The organism is Marinobacterium rhizophilum DSM 18822 (assembly GCF_000378045.1).
Classification (GTDB): Bacteria; Pseudomonadota; Gammaproteobacteria; order Pseudomonadales; family Balneatricaceae; genus Marinobacterium_A; species Marinobacterium_A rhizophilum.
In genome coordinates this window covers 25,393-47,915 of sequence record NZ_KB899089.1, presented here as the reverse complement: position 1 = coordinate 47,915, position 22,523 = coordinate 25,393, and the positions used below count along the sequence as shown (strand labels likewise).

At 59.1% G+C, this 22,523-nt stretch carries 26 protein-coding genes and 1 pseudogene; 12 read left to right on the top strand and 15 right to left on the bottom strand.

The features are described from left to right. Positions 1-206: 206 nt before the first annotated feature. From rfbD to lpxL, 5 genes are all read right to left on the bottom strand, one after another. Positions 207-1,088 carry a dTDP-4-dehydrorhamnose reductase gene (rfbD, locus tag F451_RS0100250; protein WP_020679331.1) on the bottom strand — a complete coding sequence of 294 codons (882 nt, stop codon included), beginning with the start codon at positions 1,086-1,088 and terminating at the stop codon, positions 207-209. Positions 1,089-1,090: 2 nt separating this feature from the next. Further along, positions 1,091-1,633, bottom strand: a complete 543-nt coding sequence (gene rfbC / locus F451_RS0100245) for a dTDP-4-dehydrorhamnose 3,5-epimerase (protein ID WP_020679330.1) — start codon at positions 1,631-1,633, stop codon at positions 1,091-1,093. Continuing rightward, positions 1,630-2,508, bottom strand: coding sequence for a glucose-1-phosphate thymidylyltransferase RfbA (gene rfbA / locus F451_RS0100240; protein WP_020679329.1), 879 nt, complete (start codon positions 2,506-2,508; stop codon positions 1,630-1,632). Before rfbA ends, rfbC begins: the two co-directional genes overlap by 4 nt. Before the next feature lie 67 nt (positions 2,509-2,575). Continuing rightward, positions 2,576-3,646: a dTDP-glucose 4,6-dehydratase gene (gene rfbB, locus F451_RS0100235; RefSeq protein ID WP_026291386.1), complete on the bottom strand. Its 1,071-nt coding sequence runs from the start codon at positions 3,644-3,646 to the stop codon at positions 2,576-2,578. A 79-nt stretch (positions 3,647-3,725) separates the two neighbouring features. Beyond that, a complete protein-coding gene (gene lpxL, locus F451_RS0100230; RefSeq protein WP_026291385.1) occupies positions 3,726-4,658 on the bottom strand; it encodes an LpxL/LpxP family Kdo(2)-lipid IV(A) lauroyl/palmitoleoyl acyltransferase in 933 nt (310 codons plus the stop codon). 188 nt (positions 4,659-4,846) lie between these two features. On the opposite strand from lpxL, the gene F451_RS0100225 reads away from it, so the two are divergent. Together F451_RS0100225 and waaA are read left to right on the top strand one after the other, a co-directional pair. Next, complete coding sequence (locus F451_RS0100225) at positions 4,847-5,044, top strand: hypothetical protein (RefSeq protein ID WP_020679326.1); 198 nt, start codon at positions 4,847-4,849, stop codon at positions 5,042-5,044. A gap of 3 nt (positions 5,045-5,047) precedes the next feature. Continuing rightward, entirely contained in the window at positions 5,048-6,307 is a 1,260-nt protein-coding gene (waaA, locus tag F451_RS0100220) for a lipid IV(A) 3-deoxy-D-manno-octulosonic acid transferase (protein ID WP_020679325.1), read from the top strand. 64 nt (positions 6,308-6,371) lie between these two features. Here the strand turns inward: waaA and cyaY are convergent, their stop codons facing one another. Further along, a complete protein-coding gene (cyaY, locus tag F451_RS0100215) occupies positions 6,372-6,695 on the bottom strand; it encodes an iron donor protein CyaY (protein ID WP_020679324.1) in 324 nt (107 codons plus the stop codon). Between the two features lie 6 nt (positions 6,696-6,701). Between cyaY and lptM the strand changes: the two genes are divergently transcribed. The 6 genes from lptM to F451_RS0100190 are packed head-to-tail and all read left to right on the top strand — an operon-like array spanning position 6,702 to position 11,377. Then, positions 6,702-6,956 carry an LPS translocon maturation chaperone LptM gene (lptM, locus tag F451_RS28730; RefSeq protein ID WP_420835270.1) on the top strand — a complete coding sequence of 85 codons (255 nt, stop codon included), beginning with the start codon at positions 6,702-6,704 and terminating at the stop codon, positions 6,954-6,956. A 14-nt stretch (positions 6,957-6,970) separates the two neighbouring features. After that, on the top strand, positions 6,971-8,230 hold the full coding sequence (gene lysA / locus F451_RS0100210) for a diaminopimelate decarboxylase (RefSeq protein WP_020679323.1): 1,260 nt from the start codon (positions 6,971-6,973) through the stop codon (positions 8,228-8,230). Positions 8,231-8,243: 13 nt separating this feature from the next. After that, positions 8,244-9,074, top strand: a complete 831-nt coding sequence (gene dapF, locus F451_RS0100205) for a diaminopimelate epimerase (RefSeq protein ID WP_020679322.1) — start codon at positions 8,244-8,246, stop codon at positions 9,072-9,074. Beyond that, positions 9,071-9,757, top strand: coding sequence for a DUF484 family protein (locus F451_RS0100200; protein ID WP_020679321.1), 687 nt, complete (start codon positions 9,071-9,073; stop codon positions 9,755-9,757). The genes dapF and F451_RS0100200 overlap by 4 nt, the downstream gene beginning before the upstream one ends. Continuing rightward, a complete protein-coding gene (gene xerC / locus F451_RS0100195) occupies positions 9,757-10,659 on the top strand; it encodes a tyrosine recombinase XerC (protein WP_020679320.1) in 903 nt (300 codons plus the stop codon). Before F451_RS0100200 ends, xerC begins: the two co-directional genes overlap by 1 nt. Then, complete coding sequence (locus F451_RS0100190; protein ID WP_020679319.1) at positions 10,652-11,377, top strand: HAD family hydrolase; 726 nt, start codon at positions 10,652-10,654, stop codon at positions 11,375-11,377. Before xerC ends, F451_RS0100190 begins: the two co-directional genes overlap by 8 nt. A 10-nt stretch (positions 11,378-11,387) precedes the next feature. Here the strand turns inward: F451_RS0100190 and hemW are convergent, their stop codons facing one another. From hemW to F451_RS0100145, 9 genes are all read right to left on the bottom strand, one after another. Continuing rightward, positions 11,388-12,524 carry a radical SAM family heme chaperone HemW gene (gene hemW / locus F451_RS0100185; RefSeq protein ID WP_020679318.1) on the bottom strand — a complete coding sequence of 379 codons (1,137 nt, stop codon included), beginning with the start codon at positions 12,522-12,524 and terminating at the stop codon, positions 11,388-11,390. A gap of 65 nt (positions 12,525-12,589) precedes the next feature. Further along, positions 12,590-13,204, bottom strand: a complete 615-nt coding sequence (rdgB, locus tag F451_RS0100180; protein WP_020679317.1) for an RdgB/HAM1 family non-canonical purine NTP pyrophosphatase — start codon at positions 13,202-13,204, stop codon at positions 12,590-12,592. Next, positions 13,201-13,662 carry a DUF4426 domain-containing protein gene (locus F451_RS0100175; RefSeq protein WP_020679316.1) on the bottom strand — a complete coding sequence of 154 codons (462 nt, stop codon included), beginning with the start codon at positions 13,660-13,662 and terminating at the stop codon, positions 13,201-13,203. Before F451_RS0100175 ends, rdgB begins: the two co-directional genes overlap by 4 nt. A 13-nt stretch (positions 13,663-13,675) precedes the next feature. Continuing rightward, the gene (gene metW, locus F451_RS0100170; RefSeq protein ID WP_020679315.1) at positions 13,676-14,266 is read right to left on the bottom strand and encodes a methionine biosynthesis protein MetW; all 591 of its coding nucleotides are present in this window, start codon (positions 14,264-14,266) and stop codon (positions 13,676-13,678) included. Position 14,267: 1 nt separating this feature from the next. Further along, positions 14,268-15,434, bottom strand: a complete 1,167-nt coding sequence (gene metX, locus F451_RS0100165; RefSeq protein WP_020679314.1) for a homoserine O-succinyltransferase MetX — start codon at positions 15,432-15,434, stop codon at positions 14,268-14,270. 81 nt (positions 15,435-15,515) lie between these two features. Continuing rightward, positions 15,516-15,827, bottom strand: coding sequence for a DUF167 family protein (locus F451_RS0100160; RefSeq protein WP_020679313.1), 312 nt, complete (start codon positions 15,825-15,827; stop codon positions 15,516-15,518). A gap of 1 nt (position 15,828) precedes the next feature. Further along, positions 15,829-16,371, bottom strand: coding sequence for a YggT family protein (locus F451_RS0100155; RefSeq protein WP_020679312.1), 543 nt, complete (start codon positions 16,369-16,371; stop codon positions 15,829-15,831). Between the two features lie 85 nt (positions 16,372-16,456). Continuing rightward, a complete protein-coding gene (gene proC / locus F451_RS0100150) occupies positions 16,457-17,281 on the bottom strand; it encodes a pyrroline-5-carboxylate reductase (protein WP_020679311.1) in 825 nt (274 codons plus the stop codon). After that, on the bottom strand, positions 17,278-17,991 hold the full coding sequence (locus tag F451_RS0100145; protein WP_020679310.1) for a YggS family pyridoxal phosphate-dependent enzyme: 714 nt from the start codon (positions 17,989-17,991) through the stop codon (positions 17,278-17,280). Before F451_RS0100145 ends, proC begins: the two co-directional genes overlap by 4 nt. Positions 17,992-18,084: 93 nt before the next feature. Between F451_RS0100145 and F451_RS0100140 the strand changes: the two genes are divergently transcribed. From F451_RS0100140 to F451_RS28270, 4 genes and pseudogenes are all read left to right on the top strand, one after another. Then, entirely contained in the window at positions 18,085-19,119 is a 1,035-nt protein-coding gene (locus tag F451_RS0100140; protein WP_020679309.1) for a type IV pilus twitching motility protein PilT, read from the top strand. A gap of 27 nt (positions 19,120-19,146) precedes the next feature. Beyond that, positions 19,147-20,313, top strand: coding sequence for a PilT/PilU family type 4a pilus ATPase (locus F451_RS0100135; RefSeq protein WP_020679308.1), 1,167 nt, complete (start codon positions 19,147-19,149; stop codon positions 20,311-20,313). Between the two features lie 231 nt (positions 20,314-20,544). Further along, positions 20,545-21,795: an MFS transporter gene (locus F451_RS0100130; protein ID WP_083928288.1), complete on the top strand. Its 1,251-nt coding sequence runs from the start codon at positions 20,545-20,547 to the stop codon at positions 21,793-21,795. A 329-nt stretch (positions 21,796-22,124) separates the two neighbouring features. Beyond that, positions 22,125-22,415, top strand: a pseudogene (locus F451_RS28270) (2-amino-4-hydroxy-6-hydroxymethyldihydropteridine diphosphokinase); the annotation flags it as partial. Positions 22,416-22,523 lie beyond the last annotated feature (108 nt).

The following is a 22,523-nucleotide window of genomic DNA, read 5'->3' as shown; positions in this document are numbered from 1 at the left end:
AGCCGCTGTCGTGCCGCCAATAGATCGCTTTTGATAACGGCCTGAACGGCGAATGCACTACTGGTGCGCCGCCGCTGTCCCCCATCCGATACCGGTGTCTTTGCCAAGTACTTGGACAGGCAGGTCAGCACCTGGATATTTGCCAGCAAAAGTGACAGTCGCGTTGCGCAGCGGTTTCATCTCTTTGGTTCGATACCTGGTTTAGTTTAGGTGCTGCGCAGGGCGTTAAGCAGGGCGTGCAGGTCAAGGCGCCAGTCCGGCTGCGGGATGCCGAAGGCATGCTGTAGCTTGCTGCAATCCAGCACGGAGTTCGCAGGACGCCTGGCCGGGGTGGGATAGTCGGCGGTGGTGATGGCGCTGATTTGCGGGCGGGTCGCCAGAAGCCCGAGCTGTTGCGCCTGCTCGAAGATGGCAACCGCAAAATCGTGCCAGCTGCAGGCGGGGGCGCCGCTGTAATGATAGATCCCCCAGGGAAGGTCGCCGTCGACGGTATATCGCTGCGCCATGTGCCACAGGGCCCGGGCGATGCTGGCCGACGCCGTGGGACCGCCGCGCTGGTCGGCGACGACACCCAGGGTCGGGCGCTCGGTGCCCAGGCGTAACATGGTTTTGACAAAGTTGTTGCCCGTAGCGCCAAACACCCAGCTGGTGCGCAGTGTTATGTAACGGCTGCAGTGTTCGGCCAGGGCCTGCTCGCCCGCCAGTTTGCTGGCGCCATAGACCCCGCTGGGAGCGGTGGCATCATCTTCGGTGTAGGGCGCGCGGGAATCACCGCGAAAGACATAATCGGTGGATATATGCAGCAGCGGAATGCCGGACTGCTCGGCGGCGCGGGCCAGCAGGCCGACGCCGTCACGGTTGACGGCATAGGCGCGCCCGCTGTCATTTTCAGCCTTGTCCACAGCCGTGTACGCAGCGGCATTGATGATCAGCTGCGGCTGCAGCTCGTGCATCGTGCGGGCAACCTGAACGGCATCGCTGATATCCAGCTGCGCCGATCCCAGGCCCCTGACATCGAATCCGGCCGGGGCCAGGCGCATCAGCTCGGCGCCGACCTGGCCGTGAGCGCCGGTAATCAAGACGCGCATGCTCAAGCTCCCTGTGCCAGTAGTTCGCGCAGGGTTGGATTGCCCTGGTCCTTGGCCGAGAGCTGTGGGTCTGTTATTGGCCAGGGAATATTGATTTCCGGATCGCTCCACAGCAACCCGCCTTCATCTTCGGGAACGTACAGATCGGTGCACTTGTACTGGAAGTCGGCCACCTCGCTGAGCACGCAGAATCCATGGGCGTAGCCGGGCGGCACCCAGAGCTGCCGGTGGTTCTCGTCGGTCAGCTCGACGCCGACAAACTGGCCGCAGCTGGGGGATTGGGGATCAATATCCACGGTCACATCATATACGGCCCCGCGACTTACGCTGACCAGCTTGCCCTGCGGCCGGGTGCGCTGAAAGTGCAGGCCGCGCAGCACGCCGCGTGTTGAGCGCGAGTGGTTATCCTGAACAAAGGGCAGTTCGATGCCCGCCTCGCGGTAGCGTTCAACCTGGAAGGTTTCGATAAAGAAGCCGCGGTGATCGCCAAATACCTTTGGTTCTATGATCAGCACCCCCGGCAGTGTCGTTTCGATGACGTTCATCGGTGGGTCTCCTGGCTCAGCAAGCCTTGCAGATACTGGCCGTAACCGGTCTTGCTCAGGGCCTCTGCCTGCCGCGCCAGATGTTCGGAGGAGAGCCAGCCCTGGTGGTAGGCGATCTCCTCCAGGCAGGCGACCTTGAGCCCCTGGCGGGCTTCGATCGTCTGCACGAAGTGGCTGGCTTCCATCAGGGAGTCATGGGTGCCGGTATCCAGCCACGCAAAGCCGCGGCCGAACATGCTGACATGCAGATCGCCACGCTGCAGGTAGGCATTGTTCACATCGGTGATTTCCAGCTCGCCCCGCTTCGAAGGCTTCACCTGGCGGGCAATGTCCACAACCGAGTTGTCGTAGAAATACAGGCCGGTGACGGCATAGTTGGACTTGGGTGACGCGGGTTTTTCTTCAATGGAAATAGCCTTGCCGCTGGCATCGAACTCGACCACGCCAAAGCGTTCGGGATCCGACACGTGGTAGCCGAAGACTGTTGCGCCGGATTCACGGCTCGCCGCTTCGCGCAGCATCGCGCTGAAACCGTAGCCATAGAAGATATTGTCGCCCAGGATCAGGCACACATTGCTGTCACCAATGAAGTCTTCCCCGATCAGGAATGCCTGGGCCAGGCCGTCGGGTGAAGGCTGCTCCGCATAGCTCAGTTCAATGCCGAAATCGACACCGTTGCCCAGCAGTTTCTCAAAGTTGGGCAGGTCTTGCGGTGTTGATATGATGAGTACCTCGCGAATACCGGCCAGCATCAAGACCGACAGGGGATAATAGATCATCGGCTTGTCGTAGATGGGCAGCAGCTGCTTGGAGACGCCACGGGTAATCGGATGCAGTCGCGTACCGGAGCCACCGGCAAGGATGATGCCTTTCATTGATAACTCCTTGAGCTAGATTGTTGATTCCACGAACGTTGAGGCGGGGCAGGTCAAGCTTTCACTGTTAGACCTGTTCACCCAGACGGCCCAGGCGGTAGTCGCCATTCAGCACCCGTCGCCACCAGTCACTGTTCTCGAGATACCACAGCACCGTCTTGCGGATGCCCGATTCAAAGGTTTCCTGCGGCGTCCAGCCCAGCTCGCGTTCAATCTTCGACGCATCGATCGCATAACGCAAATCATGTCCCGGGCGATCGGTGACGAAGGTGATCAGATCACGGTAGTGCCCGATGCCATCAGGTTTGTCGGGAGCCAGTTCTTCCAGCAGATCACACAGTGTCTGCACGACTTCAAGATTGCGTTTCTCGTTGTGGCCGCCAATATTGTAGGTCTCGCCTACCGTGCCCCTGGTCACCACCTCGACCAGCGCCCGGGCATGGTCTTCGACATACAGCCAGTCCCGAACCTGTGCGCCGTCGCCGTAGACGGGCAGCGGTTTGCCATGAATGGCATTGAGGATCATGTGCGGGATCAGCTTTTCGGGGAAGTGATAGGGGCCGTAGTTGTTTGAGCAGTTGGTCACCAGTACCGGCAGGCCGTAAGTACGCAGCCAGGCGCGTACCAGGTGATCCGAACTGGCCTTGGAGGCAGAGTATGGCGAACTGGGGGCATAGGGTGTGGTTTCGGTAAACAGGTCGTTGTCGCTTTCCAGGTCGCCGAACACCTCATCGGTGGAGATATGATGAAAGCGGAATGCCCCCTTTTCCGCTGCAGGCAGGGCATTCCAGTAACGCCGGGTGGCTTCGAGCAGGCTGTAGGTGCCGACGATATTGGTCTGGATAAAGTCGGATGGTCCGTCAATGGAGCGATCCACATGGGACTCGGCCGCCAGGTGCATCACCGCCGTGGGCTTGAACTCGGCAAACACCGCATCCAGCGCGGTACCGTTGCAGATATCGACCTGATAGAAATGGTAGCGTGGTGAGTCGGCCACAGACGCCAGCGATTCCAGGTTGCCGGCGTAGGTGAGGCTGTCGAGGTTGGCGGCCTCGTACGCGGTATGCTGAATCAGGTGGCGGATTACTGCAGAGCCAATAAAGCCGGCACCGCCGGTCACTAATATCTTTTCAGTCACGTATAAACCTCAGATCGTGGTCGTGCAGCGGGCGTGGTGTATGCCGACGATTGTAACGCGTACTGCATGTTTGATGTTGCTACCCTTCAGGCGTCCGCTGATACAGGAAATTTTTGCCTTTGGGGTGCGTCTTGAAGCGCCGGTGCACCCACATGTACTGCGCCGGATCCTTGCGGATAGCACGTTCCAGCTCGGCGTTGATGCGCGCGGCATCGGCTTCGTCATTGCCGGTAGGGAAGGGCTCGATCACCGGCATGAGCTCCAGTTCGTATTGACCGTCGGGCAGGCGGTGCTGAGCCAGCATCAGGATCGGTGAGCCGTTGAGCTTCACCAGCCGGCTGGTGGCCGTAATGGTCGCCGCCGGTACCCCAAAAAAAGGTGCATAAACTGACTGCTTGCGGCCAAAATCCTGATCCGGCGCATACCAGATGATATGGTTTTTGCGCAGTGCGCGGATCACCGAGCGGATGTCGGAGCGTTCGATCGACTGACCGAAATAACGGCTGCGGCCCCGGGTGATAATCTTTTCCATCAGCGGATTGTTGTGGCGTCGATACATCGCATCTACCGGATAAAATTGGGCGAACAGCAGCCCTCCCAGGTCCAGGGTGGAAAAGTGGGCCCCCAGTAACAACACGCCATTACCCTGCGCCAGGGCTGCCTCCAGGTGTTCGCGTCCCTTGAGGACGGTGCGCGTATCGAACCAGGGTTTCGGCGACCACCACGCCATGGCGGATTCAAATACGCCGATGCCATTGTTGATGAAGATGCGCCGGCACAGGTTGCGCTGTTCCGAGGCGGACAGCTCGGGAAAGCAAAGCTTTACATTGACGCTAACGACATGGCGGCGGTCACGCGCCATCCGGTAAAGTATCTTGCCGAAAGTACTACCCAACATCATCTGAGCCCTGTAGGGCAGGCGATTGAGCAGCCACAGCAAGCCCATGGAGAGCCAAGTCAGCCAGAAGCGGGGATGCCAAAAAACAGGCTGAGGTCGTTCTTTACGTGCCATGTTCGTCGTCCAGCCGTGATTGTCATGTTGAGAGTGGCTGCATTTTACGGCGGCATGGTCGTATCGGCAAACGCCGGTGGCCCGGCAGGTCTGGATCGGGTGGCGAACCACGGCCGTTAACGACCGCTGCACCACGCTGCATCCATGTATAATGTGCCTCGTCTTCAACGGAGTCGATGCGAACATTGATGAGTAAACAACGGGCACCATCCGCCGGGCTGAGCAGCAGAACGGCCTATCAGCGTCTGCTGCTGTTTGTGAAGCCCTGTGGGTGCGCAGGTGTTATCGGCGTCGACCTGTTCGGCATGTCCCGGGTCCTGCTGGCGACATGGCTCGCGCCTGGCGCCCGTGCGCGTCTGGCCCGTCTGCCGTTCGTGGGGCGCTGACCCATGGCGCTCTGGCTCTACACTCTGCTGCTGTACCTGGCGCTGCCATTTATCCTGCTGCGACTCTGGTGGCGCGGGCGCCGGGCGCCTGCCTATCGGAATCGCTGGCGCGAGCGGCTGGGCTTTGTGACGCCCGATGGCCGGCGCCCGCTCTGGATTCATGCCGTGTCCGTGGGCGAGACCGTAGCCATTGCACCGCTGGTGGAGCTGCTGCTGGCGCGCCGGCCCGATCTGCCTCTGCTGCTGACCACAACGACGCCGACCGGCTCAGAGCGTGTCAACGCCCTGTTTGGCGACCGGGTAGCGCATGTCTATTGCCCCTGGGACCTGCCCGATGCCCTGGGCCGTTTCCTGCATCGCATGCAGCCGCGTGCCTGCATCATCGTGGAAACCGAACTCTGGCCCAATCTGGTGCATGGCTGCCGTCGCCATGGGGTGCCGGTGATGCTGGCCAATGCACGGCTGTCAGCGCGTTCGGCCCGGGGGTATCAGCGATTTGCGGCACTGACGCGGCCGATGCTGCAGCGTCTGAGTCAGGTCGTGGCCCAGCATGATAATGATGGTGCACGCTTTGTGGCGTTGGGCCTGCCGGCCCAGAAGCTAAGTGTCAGCGGCAGCATCAAGTTTGATATTGAAGCCCGGTTAGAGTGGCTTGAGGCCGGTGCTCACTTGCGCCGCCGCTGGGGCGAACGACCGGTGCTGGTGGCGGGCAGTACGCATGAAGGGGAAGATGCGGCGCTGTTAAGAATGCTCAAATCGCTGCGTACCGAGTTTCCGAGCCTGATGCTGGTGCTGGTACCGCGCCATCCGGAACGTTTTGAATCCGTATACCGACAGTGCCTGGATGCCGGCTGGCAGGTTGAACGCCACAGTAAGCCGGCGGTGCAGCCCGGTGCGGTGGATGTTTATCTTGGCGATACCATGGGCGAACTGATGGGATTCTATGCCGCAGCGGATATCGCCTTTGTTGGCGGCAGCCTGGTTCCGCGGGGAGGGCACAATCCGCTGGAGCCCGCAGCGCTGGGCAAACCGGTACTGATGGGAGCGCATGTGTTTAACTTTCAGGCCATCTGCGATGCGCTGGAACACGCCGGGGGGCTGACACTGGTGGCCGATGAGGCGGCGCTGGCCGGTGCAGCGCAGAAACTGCTTGCTGATGCAGCGCTGCGCCAGCGCCAGGGAGCGGCGGCCAGCGCTTTTGTGGCCAAAAATAGAGGCGCGCTGGAGCGGCTGTACCACGAGGTTGAGGGCATGCTGTCCTAACCCGCTGGCTCTCTGTGCTCCGCTAGCCTGGACTGTTCAGAGCACTCTGTTCAGAAGGGGCTGTTCAAAGCGGAAAGGTCAGGTCCTCATCCGCCTGGATGCGGAAAATCTCGTTAAGTACCTCGGCCAGGGGTGCCTTGTCGGTATCGCGCAGCCAGCGTTGCGCCTGGGCATCAAAGTCGAAATGATGGCCGCCGTTGCGTGCGGCCACCCAGAGCTGCTTGACGGGCGGCTGACGGGTAAAAATCACCTGGCTGCCGTTTTCGCAGACGATGGTCAGCATGCCGCCATGGCTCTCGACGTCCAGGTCGCTGTCGGCCTCTTCCAGCAGGTCTTCGAGGGTGATGAGGGTTTCATCGACCCGGTCGTTGAATTCTGATTCGGTCATCGGTCTGTGGTTCCGCTGTGCTTGGAGCCCGGCAGTATATCCGAGTTTCTGCCGCTACTCATCCCGGGTATAATCGCTGCTTTGGAATCGTCGGTGATAGGGGCTGCAATCGTGAAACGCTGGAACTGGATACTATTCGTAACCTTCGCGCTGCTATCGGGCTGTGGTAACAAAGGTGCGCTGTACATGCCGGATCAGCCTGATCCTGCTGCTCCCGTACCACAGACATCGGCCCAGCCGCCGGCTCCCGCACAGAACTGATAACGGAAAGACTGATGGATAACTTTGAATACCGCGATGGGCGCCTGCACTGCGAGGACATGAACCTCGAACGCATCGCCGAACAATACGGCACGCCGCTGTATGTATACTCCCGTGATGCACTGGAACGCGCTTACCTTGATTATGCCCAGGCGCTGGAAGGGCGTGATGCGCTGGTGTGCTATGCGGTCAAGGCCAACAGCAATATTGCGGTTCTTAATGTGCTGGCGCGCCTGGGCGCGGGCTTTGATATCGTGTCCCTCGGCGAGCTGGAGCGCGTCATCAAGGCCGGTGGCGACCCCGCCAAGGTTGTATTCTCCGGTGTCGGCAAGCAGGCGCACGAAATTCGCCGCGCGCTGGAGCTGGGTATTCACTGCTTCAATATCGAATCTGAACCTGAGCTGGAACGCGTCAACGATGTTGCTGCGGCCGTCGGTATACCGGCAAAGGTCTCCTTTCGCGTCAATCCGGACGTGGATGCCGGTACCCATCCTTATATCTCCACCGGTCTGAAAGAGAACAAGTTCGGTATCGCCATCGAGCGTGCCCGCGGGGTTTATGCCCGCGCGGCCGAACTGTCCCATATCGAGATCGTGGGCATGGACTGCCATATCGGCAGCCAGCTGACCGAGCTGCGTCCATTTCTGGATGCGCTGGATCGTCTGCTGGTACTGGTGGACGAACTGGCCGAAGACGGCATTCAGATTCGCCACCTGGATCTGGGTGGTGGTCTGGGCGTGTGCTATACAGACGAGCATCCCCCGACGGCGGGCGAGTACATCGCCGCCGTGATCGAGAAGCTGGGTGATCGTCCGCTGAGTCTTATTTTCGAGCCTGGCCGTTCCATTGCCGCGAATGCCGGTGTCATGCTGACCCGGGTCGAGTTCCTCAAAAGCAATGGCGACAAGAATTTCGCGATCGTCGACGGGGCCATGAACGACCTGATCCGTCCGGCCCTGTACAGTGCCTATCAGGAGATCGTGCCACTGACGTTGCGTGACGAAGGTGAAAGCAAAATCTATGACCTGGTGGGGCCGGTGTGCGAAACGGGCGACTTTCTCGGCAAGGACCGCGAGCTGAATCTTCAGCCCGGTGACCTGCTGGCAGTGTGCTCGGCGGGTGCCTATGGCTTCGTCATGAGCTCCAACTACAACACCCGGCCTCGCCCGGCCGAAGTCATGGTGAGCGATAACCAGGCATACCTGGTGCGCAAGCGCGAAAGCATCGGTGACCTGCTGCACGGCGAACAGTTACTGCCTAAAGACCACTATTGAGAAGCGAAAAGCTATGTTGGTACGTTTTACCAAGATGCACGGCCTGGGCAACGACTTCATGGTGGTCGATCTCGTCACGCAGCGTGCCAAGATCACTCCGGCGCTGGTGAGCCGTCTGGCGGACCGGCATTTCGGCGTCGGTTTTGACCAGATGCTGCTGGTGGAGCCGCCCACGGACCCGCAGATGGATTTCCGCTACCGCATCTACAATGCAGATGGGTCCGAGGTGGAGCATTGTGGCAATGGCGCGCGCTGCTTTGCCAAGTTCGTGCGTGACAAGCGCCTGACCATCAAGCCGGTCATCAGCGTTGAAACGGCCAAGGGGAAGGCCGTACTGCGGATACTGGAAGATCGCCAGGTCGAAGTCGACATGGGCGCCCCGGAACTGCTGCCGGCCGAAATCCCCTTTGTGGCGGATGCGGTTGCCATCAGCTATCCCATTGAGGTGGCCGGTCAGGTTCTGGATATCAGCGCGGTTTCCATGGGCAACCCACACGGCGTTCTGCTGGTGGATGACGTCAGCACCGCCCCGGTGGAAACCCTGGGGCCGCTGCTCGAGCGGCACGAGCGTTTCCCGGCGCGGGCCAACATCGGTTTCATGCAGGTCCTGTCTGAGCGTGAAATTCGCCTGCGGGTCTATGAGCGCGGCGCTGGCGAAACCCGCGCCTGCGGTACCGGTGCCTGTGCCGCGGTGGTTGCCGGACGCTTGCGCGGCCTGCTGGGCGATGATGTGACCGTGCATCTGCCCGGTGGCGAACTGCGTATTCGCTGGGTGGGCGAGGGGCACTCCGTCCTGATGACAGGCCCTGCGACAACCGTTTACGAAGGGCAGATTTTTATATGACCGATCAGGCCAAGCGACAGCACGCCGGACTCGATGAGCAGCAGGTAGCGGAGTTTCTGGCGCAGAATCCGGATTACTTCAGCCGCCACACGGGGCTGCTGGAGAAGCTCTACGTGCCCCATGAAACCGGTACCGCTGTGTCGTTGGTGGCACGCCAGACGGGCGTGTTGCGCGAAAAAAACCAGCAGTTGCGCACCCATCTGTCTGACCTGATCGACGTGGCGCGTCACAACGATGTGCAGTTTGAGAAGACCAAGCGCATGGTGCTGGCGCTGCTGGGCTGCGAAACTTTGGATGATGTCGCCGTTGCCATAGACGAAAGCCTGTGCCGCGATTTTCAGGGCGATGTCACGACGCTGATGCTGCTTGGCGAGGGTGAGGATAGCGGTGCCGCACGCTGGTTGAGCCTGGCCGACGCCCAGGTACTTGAACCACTGCTGGGAACCAACCTGCCGAGCTGCGGGCGTTTGCCGGAGCCACAGCATCTGTTTGTTTTCCAGGAGCAGGCGTTCCGTATCCAGTCCGCGGCGGTGATCCCGCTGGTTCAGGGTGAAACCCTGGGCCTGCTGGCCATCGGCAGCTACGATGCGCACTACTTCCAGAGCAGTCAGGGCACCCTGTTCCTCTGCTACGTCGGCGAAGTCTTGAGCCGGGTGCTGTCCCGTATCCTGAGCCGGGGCTGATGTCTTCAGACTCGGCGGTGCTGGATGCCTTTGTGGGCTATCTGCGCGCCGAACGCCAGTACTCCGTGCACACCCTGGACAACTACCAGCGTGATATTAAGCGCCTGCAGCGCTATGCCCATGCCAACGGCCTGAGTGGCTGGGACAGTATCAGACCACGGGATCTGCGCGCCTTCATTGCTGAAACCCACCGCGAGGGCCTGGCTGGGAAAAGCATTCAGCGGCTGCTGTCGGCTGTTCGTTCGTTCTATCGTTACCTGAATCGCGAAGGCTTGTGCGAGCACAATCCGGCGCTGGGGTTAAGCGCACCCCGTTCGGCCCGGCGCCTGCCCAAAACCCTGGACACCGATCAGGCCGGCCACCTGATGCAAATTCCGGTAACCGATGCGGTATCTGCCCGTGATTGTGCCATGATGGAATTGATCTATTCCTCTGGTTTGCGTCTGGCGGAGCTTGTCAGCCTGGATCTGGGGGATATCGATTTTCGCGATGCCAGTCTGGTCGTGACCGGCAAGGGCCGCAAGGCACGCATGCTGCCCGTCGGCAGCAAGGCGCTGGCGGCGCTCGACGTATGGCTCGGTCAACGCACCAGCCTGTTACGCGGCGAGCAGCCGGCACTTTTTGTCAGCAAGCGCGGTAACCGTATCAGTACCCGTGCCGTGCAGCAGCGACTCGAGCACTGGGGGTTGCATCAGGCGACCGATGGCAAGGTTCACCCGCACAGGTTGCGCCACAGTTTTGCCAGTCACCTGCTGGAGTCCAGCGGTGATTTGCGGGCGGTGCAGGAGTTGCTGGGGCACGCCGATATCGCTACAACCCAGATCTACACGCATCTGGATTTTCAGCATCTGGCTGATGTCTATGACAAGGCCCACCCGAGAGCACGCAAGAAAAATGATTAAATGTGTCACCTTCGATCTGGACGATACCCTCTGGGCGATTGATCCGGTGATTGAGATAGCAAACAATTCGCTGTTTGACTGGCTGAACCGTAACGCCGAGCTATTTACGCGCCAGTTCAGTATCGATGATCTGCCGCGCCTGCGCGATGAGGTACTGTCACGGTATCCTGAGATCTCCCACAGCGTTACCCAGATCCGCCTGCGTCTGCTGCAGGAGGGCATGCGTACGGCCGGCTACACGCCTGAGGAGGCCGAGGCGCTGGCCTTGCAGGCCTTCGAGGTCTATCTGGAGGCGCGGCATCAGGTGGAGTTTTTTGAGCATGCGCTGACCATGCTGAAAATTTTGCGCGAACGTAACCTGCTGATCGGTGCGCTGAGCAATGGCAACGCCGATGTGAAGCGGGTTGGACTGGCCGATTACTTCGACTTCCAGTTCAATGCAGAGGGGACCGGGCAGGAAAAGCCGCATCCGCTGATGTTCGAGCATGCCCTGGCACACGCGGGGCTGCGACCTGAACAGGTGGTGCATGTGGGAGACCACCCGGTGCACGATATCGAGGGTGCTCACAACGCGGGCTTCTGGACCATCTGGGTCAACCAGAACGGTCAGGAATGGCCTGGAGGTCCGGCGCCTACGCAAACCGTGCGCACGCTGAGTGACATTCCCCAGGCGCTGATTGAAATCGCAGAACTGGCCGCCTTGCGCGTGACGCTCTGACGGGCTTAGCCTACAAAAACAATTCCAGCAGGTTGTTCAGGAACAGCCGCCCCTGGCGGGTGGGTCTGATGTGGGCGGGGTCGTCCTCCAGCAGCCCCTGCTGCACGGCCCGGTCCAGTTTTGGACGAATACTGTCCGGGCTGATGCCGGCCCGGGAGAGCAGCATGTTCAGCGGTACTCCATCCACCAGTCGCAATGCATTGAGCATGAACTCAAATGCCAACTCGTCGCGGGCAATCGGGTTCTCGCCCCCAAAGCGTCTGACCGGGTCCATATAGGCCGTTGGCTGGCGCTGCTTCCAGCGCCGCATGATCAGGTTGTCCGCCGGTCGTGTCAGCTTGCCATGAGCGCCGGCACCAATGCCGATATAGTCACCAAAGGCCCAGTAATTCAGGTTATGGGCTGCCTGTCGGCCCGCGCGGGCATAGGCCGATACCTCGTACTGGGCAAATCCTGCGGCGGCGAGTTTGTCCTGCCCCTGTTCCTGGATATCCCACAGTATTTCATCCACCGGCAGGCTTGGCGGGCGTGAGTTGAACTCGGTGTTGGGCTCGATGGTGAGCTGGTACCAGGACAGGTGATCAGGTTGCAGTGACAGGGCGGTATCCAGATCCTGCATGGCGCCGGCAAGATCCTGCTGCGGCAGGCCGTGCATCAGGTCCAGGTTGATATTGTCAAACCCGATGGCCCGGGCGCTGGCAACGGCGCGGTAAGCTTCATCCGCGTTATGAATGCGTCCCAACGCCTTGAGCTGGGTATCGCTGAAACTCTGGATACCGATGGACAGGCGATTGACGCCGGCATTGCGAAAACCGGCGAAACGTTCCTGCTCAAAGGTGCCGGGGTTGGCTTCCATGGTGATCTCGGCCTGGGCAGCGATAGGTGTGCGTGCCGCTACGCCCTGCAGAATTTCATGGATGGCCGCAGCGGAAAACAGGCTCGGCGTGCCACCGCCGATAAAGATGGTTTCTATGCTCCTGCCCTGCACATCGGCCAGTTCTGCCTCCAGGTCCGCCATCAGGGCTGCGACATAGGCTGCTTCCGGTAACTCGCCCCGGGCGGCATGGGAGTTGAAGTCGCAGTAGGGGCACTTGCGTACGCACCAGGGAATATGGATATAAAGCGACAGCGGCGGCAATTGGATCATGGTACTTCCAGTAACGGCGTAGCGGGGGCTGTTGGGACCGGCGTTTGTGCTGGCCGGCGCCGGTCTCAGCGCAGGTAAGCGTGAATCTGTTGGTTTAACAGCGCCACGGCCTTGCCGCGATGGCTGAGGCTGTTTTTCTGCTCTCGCGGCAGTTCAGCCGAACTCAGTCCCAGTTCCGGCACCAGAAACAGCGGATCATAGCCGAATCCCTGTTCACCCCGCGGCGCATGCAGGATATGGCCCTCCCAGGTTCCGACGCTGATCAGCGGGGTCGGGTCTTCAGCGTGGCGCATGAAGGCCAGTACGCAGCGAAAGCGTGCGCTGCGACGGGCGTCCGGCACATCCCGCATTTGATGCAACAGGCGACTGTTGTTCTCGGCATCGGTGGCACCGGGGCCCGCAAAGCGCGCCGAGTAAATGCCGGGCGCGCCATCGAGCGCGTCAACTTCGAGCCCCGAGTCATCGGCCAGCGCCGGCAGGCCTGTGCAACGACAGGCATGACGGGCCTTGAGGATCGCATTTTCGATAAAGCTGAGGCCGGTTTCCTCGGCCTCGCTGACGTTAAAGGCGGATTGCGGCAGAACCTCGACATTCAGCGGTGCGAGCACCTGGCTGAATTCACGGAGTTTGCCCTGATTGCCGCTGGCAAGAACGATGCGTGAATACTTGAGTGTGGTCATTCGGCGTAGAAGGTCTGCTCAAACTGGATACTGTAGGCCGGCTGATTCGGATCAGGCTGGACGTCGAGCGCAATGCGCATCAGTTGGTCATTCGCAAAGGGCAGGCCGCCTATGTAATAGAGTGCGCCTGTTTCCTCAATTTTCTTAAAACTGATGTTGCTGATCTGCCCCAGCAGATTGCTGGCGCTGCCCTTGACGATGGCGGTAACCGGTGTTTTGCTGCCGTCGCTGGCTTTTTGCAATACCGATACATTGACCAGGGCCAGGGTTTTGCTGCGCGTCAGACCATAGCTCTGTGCCACCTCGGGCTCGACGAAGGTGCTGTTGAAGGCGTTGTAATGTACCTCGTAGTCTCCATAGGAAACAAACTGGTCAGCCTGGACCATGCCTGCGCTGAGGATCAGGCCTGTCAGCACGCCTTGCAGGGCACGGCGTACCGGGGGGAATGACACGTTCATAGCGACTCCTGTTTTATCGAGTGATGCGGTAGATGGCGATTTCGCCCAGCATGTTGGGCCACAGGCGCAGCCACCAGCGATCACGGTGTTCATTGTCCACGACGGTGCGATCCAGGATATGAATGTTGCGCTCAACACACAGGCGCTCAAAATCCTTGAAGGTACAAAAGTGGATATTCGGTGTGTTGTACCAAGTATAGGGCAGGAATTTTGACACTGGCATCTTGCCACGCAACGCCAGATAGCTGCGCGCGCGCCAGTGACCAAAGTTCGGGAATGTAACGATGCATTCCTTGCCGATGCGCAGCATTTCGTCGACGATCAGGTCGGGACGGTGCATGACCTGAAGGGCCTGGGTCATGATGACGGCATCAAAACTGGCGCTACGCAGCGTCGCCAGACCCTCGTCGATGTCTTTTTCTATCACATTGACGCCGGCTTCCAGGCAGGCGGTGATGTTGTCATGGTTGATCTCCAGGCCGTAGCCCTCGACCTGCTTGTGCGTGCCGAGGTAGCTCAGCAGCTCGCCATCGCCGCACCCCAGGTCGAGCACCCGGGTGCCGGGCTTGATCCAGTTCTGAATGATATCCAGGTCTACACGCATCTCAGCGGCCCTCCGGCTTGGATCGGGGGATATCGGCGCCCACCTGTTTCATGCAGGCCCCGAACACTTCCATGTAACGCGGTATGGGGATCAGGAAGGCGTCGTGGCCCTGCGGGGAGTCTATCTCGGCGTAGCTGACGGGCTTGCGGGCATCGATCAGGGCATCGACGATCTCCCGTGAGCGTTCGGGTGAGAAGCGCCAGTCCGTTGTAAACGAAATGACCTTGAACTTGCATTGCGCCCCGTGCAACGCCTCCGTCAGGTTGTCACCGTAGCTGGCTGCCGGGTCAAAGTAGTCCAGTGCCTTGGTCATCAGCAGGTATGTATTGGCATCAAAGGTGGTTGAAAAGCGTTCGCCCTGATATTGCAGGTAGGACTCGATTTCAAACTGCGGGCTGAGATCGAAGTTCAGCGTGCCGCTCTTCATGTCGCGGCCGAATTTCTCCCGCATGCCGTCATCCGACAGGTAGGTAATGTGGCCCACCATGCGTGCCAGCATCAGGCCGGTCTTGGGGATGGCGTTTTCGCCGTAATAGTGGCCATCATAGAACTGCGGGTCCCGTCTGATGGCCTGGCGCGCCACCTCATTAAAGGCAATGTTCTGCGCCGAGAGCTTGGCCGCGGCGGCGATAACAATGCAGTGGCGCAAACGCTGGGGATAGTCGATGGCCCACTGCAGGGCCTGCATGCCGCCGAGGCTGCCACCGATCACCGCTGCCCATTGCTGAATACCGAAACGGTCCGCAAGTCGTGCCTGGCTTTCGACCCAGTCGGGCACGGTGACGATGGGGAAATCCGGGCCATAGGGCATGCCGGTGTCCGGGTTTGGCTGGTTGGGTCCGGTGGAGCCGTGACAGCCGCCCAGGTTGTTCAGGCCAACCACAAAAAACAGGTTGGTATCGATGACCTTGCCGGGGCCGATGGCTGAGTCCCACCAGCCGGGCTTGGGGTCATCCATGCTGTGGTAACCGGCCAGGTGATGATTGCCCGAGAGTGCATGGCAGATCAGGATCGCATTGGAATGATCGGCGTTCAGCGTGCCGTACGTTTCGACAGTCAATGTATAGCTGTCCAGCCGGCGTCCGCTGGCGAGCGCCAGCGGCTGGTCAAAGTGAAGTTGCTGTGGCTGGACGAGGCCAACCGAATCTGCGGGAATGGACGTTGGCATCTGCTGTTATCCGGGAGCTGTAATCATCTGGGGCAGGCCAAGCAAGCGGAGCTTACCCTGGGAAAAGCCCGTATGGGCCGCTTAGCGTACTGCTGACGAAGGCGTTGATTCGATTGGCAAGCTTTCCGGTATTTTAACCGGCTCGCGGATGCACACGCGTTTTTGTCGCCCAAGCCCACCGCTGAGTATCGTTACCGCTTTTTTGGCAACACCAAATTGCTTCGCAAGGAAGGAGATCAGCTGGCTGTTGGCCCTGCCTTCAATTGGCGGAGCCTTGATGCGTATTTTCAGACTGTCACCATGCTGGCCGCAAAACTCGTCCCGCGATGCCTTGGGTTGCAAGTGACAGCTTAGTATCAGGTCATCGCCTTGCCACTGATAGTAGCTCGCCATCCTACATTACCAGGCGGCTGACCTGGGACTGAATGATCTGAATAACCAGAAAAATCAGGATCGGCGACAGGTCCAGCCCGCCGATGGGCGGGATAACCTTGCGCGCCAGGGCGAACAGTGGCTCGGTCAGTTGCAGGATAAGCTGAGGCGCCGGATGGTAATTGTTGGGGGCGATCCAGCTGATGATAACCGCAGCGATCACGGCCCAAAACGCGATCGTCAGCAAGGTATTCAGCAGGCCGGCGAGCGCAAACAGCAGCAGGCTGGTGATGGGTATGGATTGCCCTGCGACCAGGAGTAACAGGAACAGCGTGAGCAGTTTGACACCATACGCCAGCACCAGGGCGGACAGGTCGACAGAACCCGCCCGGGGAATGACCCGCTGCAGTGGCCGCAGTGGAGCGCTGGTCAGTCGTGCGACCGCCTGGCTGATGGGATTATAAAAATCCACCTTGGCCAGCTGCAGTAAGAAACGCAGGACGACGATAAATGCATAGAGTTCGCCGATTGTGCGGATGATCAGAAGGATCGGATCCTGTCCCATGGCTGTTTCGCCGCCTCAGTTTCAAGCTGTTGATTTGCTGGCAAGTATAGAGCTTTTCAGGCGCTGAATGAACCGCGTGCGGGGGTTAGTCCCGCAGAAGCTGTGCGAGTTCCTTCGAACGGTTGACGCAGGCCTGCATGGCATGTTCCACCAGCGCTTCCAGGTGGGCGTCCTGGAATGTCAGGATGGCCTGTTCGGTGGTGCCCTTGGGAGATGTCACCGCCTGGCGTAATTGGGTCGGGCTCAGCTCGCTGTTGCTGGCCATGCGGGCGGCACCCAGCGCTGTCTGCAGGGTCAGCGAGGTGGCGGTGGCGCGGTCAAGGCCCAATTTTTCACCGGCGCTGATCATGGCTTCCATAAACAGGAAATAGTAGGCCGGCCCCGAGCCCGATACGGCTGTCACGGCATGAATCAGCTCTTCACTGTCAACCCAGAGCGCCAGTCCGACATTGCCAAGTAGTTGTGCTGTCTGTTGTTTTTGGAGTTCGCTGACCTTTGTGTTGGCAAACAGGCCGCTGGCACCGGTCTGTACCTGTGAGGGTGTGTTAGGCATGCACCGAACAACGGCATTACCGCCGCCAAGCCAGGTGTCGAGGCTGTCGCAGCTGATTCCGGCGGCGACCGAGACAACGAGCGGGCGGTGCTGCATGACCGTATCGCGCAGCGGTTCGCACACCTGCTTCATCATCTGGGGTTTGACCGCCATGATCAGGATGTCTGCTGTTGCGGCGGCAGCGATATTGTCTGTACCTGTGTGCAGCCCCTGCGCGGCAAGGTCGGCCAGCTTTTCCGGCCGGGTGCCGGTGGCCCAGATTTTCGTGGCCGGGTAGCCGTTGTCCAGCAGCCCCCCGATGATGGCGCGGGCCATGTTGCCGGCGCCGATAAAAGCAACAGTCGGTTGCGTGCTCATAATGGGGTTTCCTGGGTGTTTGAGTTGGAGTTTCGAGTACCGAAAATAGCGGTGCCTATACGCACTATGCTGGCGCCTTCGGCGATGGCGGCGTCCATGTCACCTGACATGCCCATCGACAGGGTGTCCAGCAGCGGGAACTCGGTCTGCAATTGTTGCAGTAGCGTACGCATGGCAGCAAAGGCACGTTGCTGGTGTTGCGGATCCTGCGAGGCCGCGGGAATGGCCATCAGGCCCCGTAGCTTCAGGCGAGGCAGCTGGGCGACGTCACGGGCCAGTGCAAGCACGTCATCGGGCATGCACCCCGACTTGCTCTCCTCAGCGCTGATATTGACCTGCAGGCAGACGTTCAGCGGTGCCATGTCCGGCGGTCGCTGTTCCGACAAGCGGCGCGCGATCTTGGCTCGATCGACGCTGTGTACCCACTGAAAGTGCTCGGCTATCGGGCGGGTTTTGTTGGACTGGATCGGGCCGATAAAATGCCACTCGATGGCCAGGTCCGCCAGCGCCTCGATCTTGTCCAGGCCTTCCTGCAGGTAGTTCTCGCCAAAAGCGTGCTGGCCGGCGGCAAACGCCTGGCGCAGCTCATCTGCCTGCCGAGTTTTGCTCACGGCCAGCAATTGTATGCCCTGGGGTTTGCGTCCGGTAACCTTTGCCGCCCGTGCAATTTGTGCACGCACGGTGCAAATATTGTCTGCTATATTTTTCATACCCTGCTTTTAGTGTGGCCCGCCATTGGATTGACTGGGCTATTCTGCTAGAAATAGGGGTTCTAATGGAAGTAGTACCGGGTGCTGAGCGCTATGGATATAACCGAACTATTATCGTTTGCGGTGCAGCAAGGGGCTTCCGACCTGCATATTACGGCCGGCATGCCACCGGTGATTCGAGTTGACGGTGATGTCCGTCGCATTAAATTGCCTGCCCTTGATCACAAGTCTGTTCAGTCGCTGATTTACGACATAATGAACGACAAGGTGCGCAAGGAGTATGAGGATAACTACGAGGTCGATTTCTCGATCGAGGTGCCGTCCCTGGCGCGTTTTCGAGTCAACGCATTTAACCAGAATCGCGGTGCGGCCGCAGTATTTCGAACCATCCCAAGCCGCGTATTGACACTGGAAGATCTCGGGATGGGCAAGGTGTTTCAGGATATGGCGTCACAGCCCCGTGGGCTGGTGCTGGTGACGGGGCCAACGGGTTCCGGCAAAAGTACCTCGCTGGCGGCGATGGTGGACTACATCAACGATAATCGTTCAGATCACATCCTGACCATCGAGGACCCGATCGAGTTTGTGCATGAAAGCAAGAAGTGTCTGATCAATCAGCGTGAGGTGCACCGCGACACACACAGCTTTGCCAATGCTTTGCGTTCGGCGTTGCGTGAAGACCCCGACGTTATACTGGTCGGCGAGATGCGAGATCTTGAAACCATCCGTCTGGCGCTGACGGCGGCGGAAACCGGTCACCTGGTTTTTGGCACGCTGCATACCACGTCGGCGGCCAAGACCATCGACCGCGTAATTGACGTTTTCCCGGCGGCGGAAAAGTCCATGGTGCGCTCAATGCTCTCTGAGTCGCTGCAAGGGGTTATTTCACAGACGCTGCTCAAAAAGACCAATGGTGGCCGAGTGGCCGCGCATGAGATCATGATCGGTACACCCGCAATACGTAACCTGATCCGTGAGGACAAGATTGCTCAGATGTATTCATCCATCCAGACCGGTGCGGCCTTCGGTATGAAAACGCTGGATCAGGCATTGCTGGAATTGTTGAAAAAAGGACTGATTTCGCGCGAACTTGCGCGGGAAAAAGCAAAGAATCCGCAGAGTTTCTGACGGGTACAAGGGTCGGGGTAGCAGGCAGTGGACTTTACACAACTTTTAAAAGTAGTCATCGATCGCGATGCATCGGATTTGTTCGTCACCGCGGGCGCCCGTCCGAGTATCAAGGTGGACGGTACCATCAAGCCACTCACCAAGGAGCCCCTGACCCAATCTCAGGTACGCTCGCTGGTGTACAGCACAATGAACGACAAGCAGCTGGCCGAGTTCGAGGGCACCAACGAATGTAACTTCGCTATCAGTGCGCGTGGAATGGGGCGCTTTCGTGTCAGCGCCTTTATGCAGCGCAACTCGCCGGGCATGGTGCTACGGCGTATCGCGACGCGGATTCCCTCCATGGAGGAGCTGAACCTGCCCGGTGTGCTTAAAGATCTGTCCATGACCAAGCGCGGGCTTATCCTGTTCGTAGGGGGAACCTCGACGGGTAAATCCACCTCGCTGGCGTCGATGATTGACTATCGCAACATGCACAGCCGGGGTCATATCATTACCATCGAGGATCCGATCGAGTACATTCATGACCACAAGGAATGCATCATTACCCAGCGCGAAGTGGGTATCGATACCGAATCCTTTGATACTGCACTGAAAAACACTCTGCGCCAGGCGCCGGATGTGATCCTGATGGGTGAAATTCGCTCCAAGGAAACCATGCAGTATGGTCTGGCGTTTGCGGAAACCGGCCATCTTTGCATGGCAACGCTGCACGCCAACAACGCCAACCAGGCGCTGGACCGCATTATCAGCTTCTTCCCGCCGGAGCATCACAATCAGATCTGGATGGACATGTCGCTGAACCTCAAGGCGATCGTGGCGCAGCAACTGCTGCCAACCACCGACGGCAAGGGGCGACGCGCTGCGATCGAAGTCTTGATCAATACGCCGCTGATTCAGGACCTGATTCGCAAGGCTGAAGTCCACGAGATCAAGGAAGTCATCAAGAAGTCCACCAACCTCGGCATGCAGACCTTCGACCAGGCGCTGTTCGAGTTGTACAAGGAAGGCACCATTACCTACGACGTGGCGCTTGCTCATGCCGACTCTGCCAACGATCTGCGCCTGATGATCAAGCTCAGTGCCGATACCAACCCGGACCTGGCGGCACCGCCGGAAGACAGCTCTTTCCTTTTGCAGGATGAGGATGACTATCTGAACGAGAAAGGCGGTATCGATATCAAGAGCATGTAGGCCGCGCTGAGGGCGCCTGTACGGGTCGTGTTGATACTCTCGCAATGGAGCCTCAGGGCTCCATTTGTTTTTTGCAGCCGGTGAAGTGCCCACAGGGCGATTCAATATCGTGGTGTTGGCGTAAAAAAGTCACAAGAACAGTGAGTTGCGTGTGGATGGGGTGCTGTCCTGATAGATACCGGCACAGTAAATGAAGTACAGTAGCACTATAATAATAAACCTTGGATTCGTATGGTTTTTCAACGACGCCCTGAGAGCCCGTCGTCCGGTCGGTCGGCGTTTTCATCCCGTATTTTCTGTCTCTATTTTGCCGGCAGCGTCTTCCTGACGCTGGCGACATGGGTGACCCGTTTTCTGATTGGCTGGAGCACCTGGGCACTGACAGAGTCACCGCTGTGGGTTGGTGCGGTCAGTGCGACCATGCTGCTGCCGACATTCTTTCTGTCGCCCGTCTTTGGGGTGTTGGCGGATCGTCTCGATCCGCGCAAGGGTATGTTGGTAGCCTATCTGAGCGAGGCCGTGATCAGCGTGAGTGCGGCGGTTGCCAATTTCCAGGGGGTTTTTACGCTTAACTGGATACTGGTTCTGGCCTTTCTCCTGGGCGTAGTCTCCGCGGCCCAGCACCCTATGCGCCTGGTACTGTTACCGCACCTGATAGCGCGGCCGTCCCTGCCCAGCGCCGTGGGGCTTGCATCGATTACTTACAACCTTTCTCGCATTATCGGGCCTGCACTGGGGGCCTGGCTGCTTGTATCGGTTTCTACCGGGGCGGCATTCCTGCTGGTATCCGCCCTGTTTGGTATTGGATCGCTGTTTTTGCTCCGTATCAGGGTCGAGGTATCGCGCTCCCAGCATCATGCGGAATCCATCTTTTCTGCCATGTCGCAGGGGTTGCTGGTTATCCGTAACTCACCGCTGATCCGCCTGGTGCTGATTCTGACCATGGTTGATGGCATGATCGGGCGCAGTATCATGGAGCTGTTGCCGGCGATTTCTGGACGGCTGATTAATGGTGACGCTGGCACGCTGGCAAGTCTGAGTGCGCTTGCCGGGATCGGGTCGATTCTGGGGGGGCTAATTGTTTCTCGCATGCGCGGGCGTGAGCGGGCCCTGCTTCAGCTTGTCTTTGGCTCACTGCTGCTCTGTTCGGTGGTGGTGCTGCTGGTGGCTTGGGCCAGTGACCTGACCGGACTGGGACTCATGATCATGCTTGTGAGCATGGCGGTGACCATGATTGGCACCGGGTGCCAGGCGCTGATTCAGGTTTGTGTGGTGGATGCCTACCGTGGTCGAGTATTGAGTATCTGGACCGTGGTGAGTCTGGGCGTACCTGCGCTTGGTGCCTTTATCATGGGGTCGGCCGCTGAAGTGGTGGGTTTTGTGGCCGTGCTGATCGCCTGCGCTCTGGCCACGGCGGCCCTGGTGGTGATCTTGTGGCAGCGTTATCAGGTTGCGCTCGTACTGAAAAAAGTGCCTGCGTGAGGCTGTCTGTTGCCGCGAATATTAGTGTGTATCCAATTTTTAGGTGTGGTGGTTATTCTGCATATAAAGGGCGTTTGTACGGGGCTTGTTGCGCTGCAGTTACCTTCATCGGTGGACTGGAGTGCCTGCCGTCGATTTGTTGAACATCAATATTACCCCGGCGGCTTGATGCACGATTCATTGGCCGCAGGCCATCGCAAACGTCACAAGCGCCAGCATGTCGCCACAGGTGTGCCGGTTTTTGTAGCGTGACTGGAACATTAGCGGGGGAGCCATTGGCCCGCCAGGCTAGTAACAAGCACCACTCAAGGGCAGGGAGCTGAGGTCATATGTACTATTATTTGTCAGTCGGATCCAATATCGATCCAGAAATTAACATCGCGAAGTGCCTTGAAATATTACTGGAGCACTTCTCCACAGCATTTGTGTACCCCTGCACCTATACCCAGCCTGAGTGCATCGTAACCGACAAGGTATTTATCAATACGCTGCTGGTGATTGAAAGTGATCTGGATCAGGTGTCACTCAAGGCCTTTTTTTGCTCTGTGGAAGAGTCGATGGGGCGGGACCGAGCTGACCGCGACCGCAGCCGCAAGGACCGCACCTGCGATATCGATATTATTCTGTGCAGCAGCCTGTTCTCGCTGGGCTACTTTAAAGAGTGTGACGAAAGTTATTTGAAGCAGGTGCTGTGCGAGACATCAGACAAAGCCAGCGTCGCACTCTTT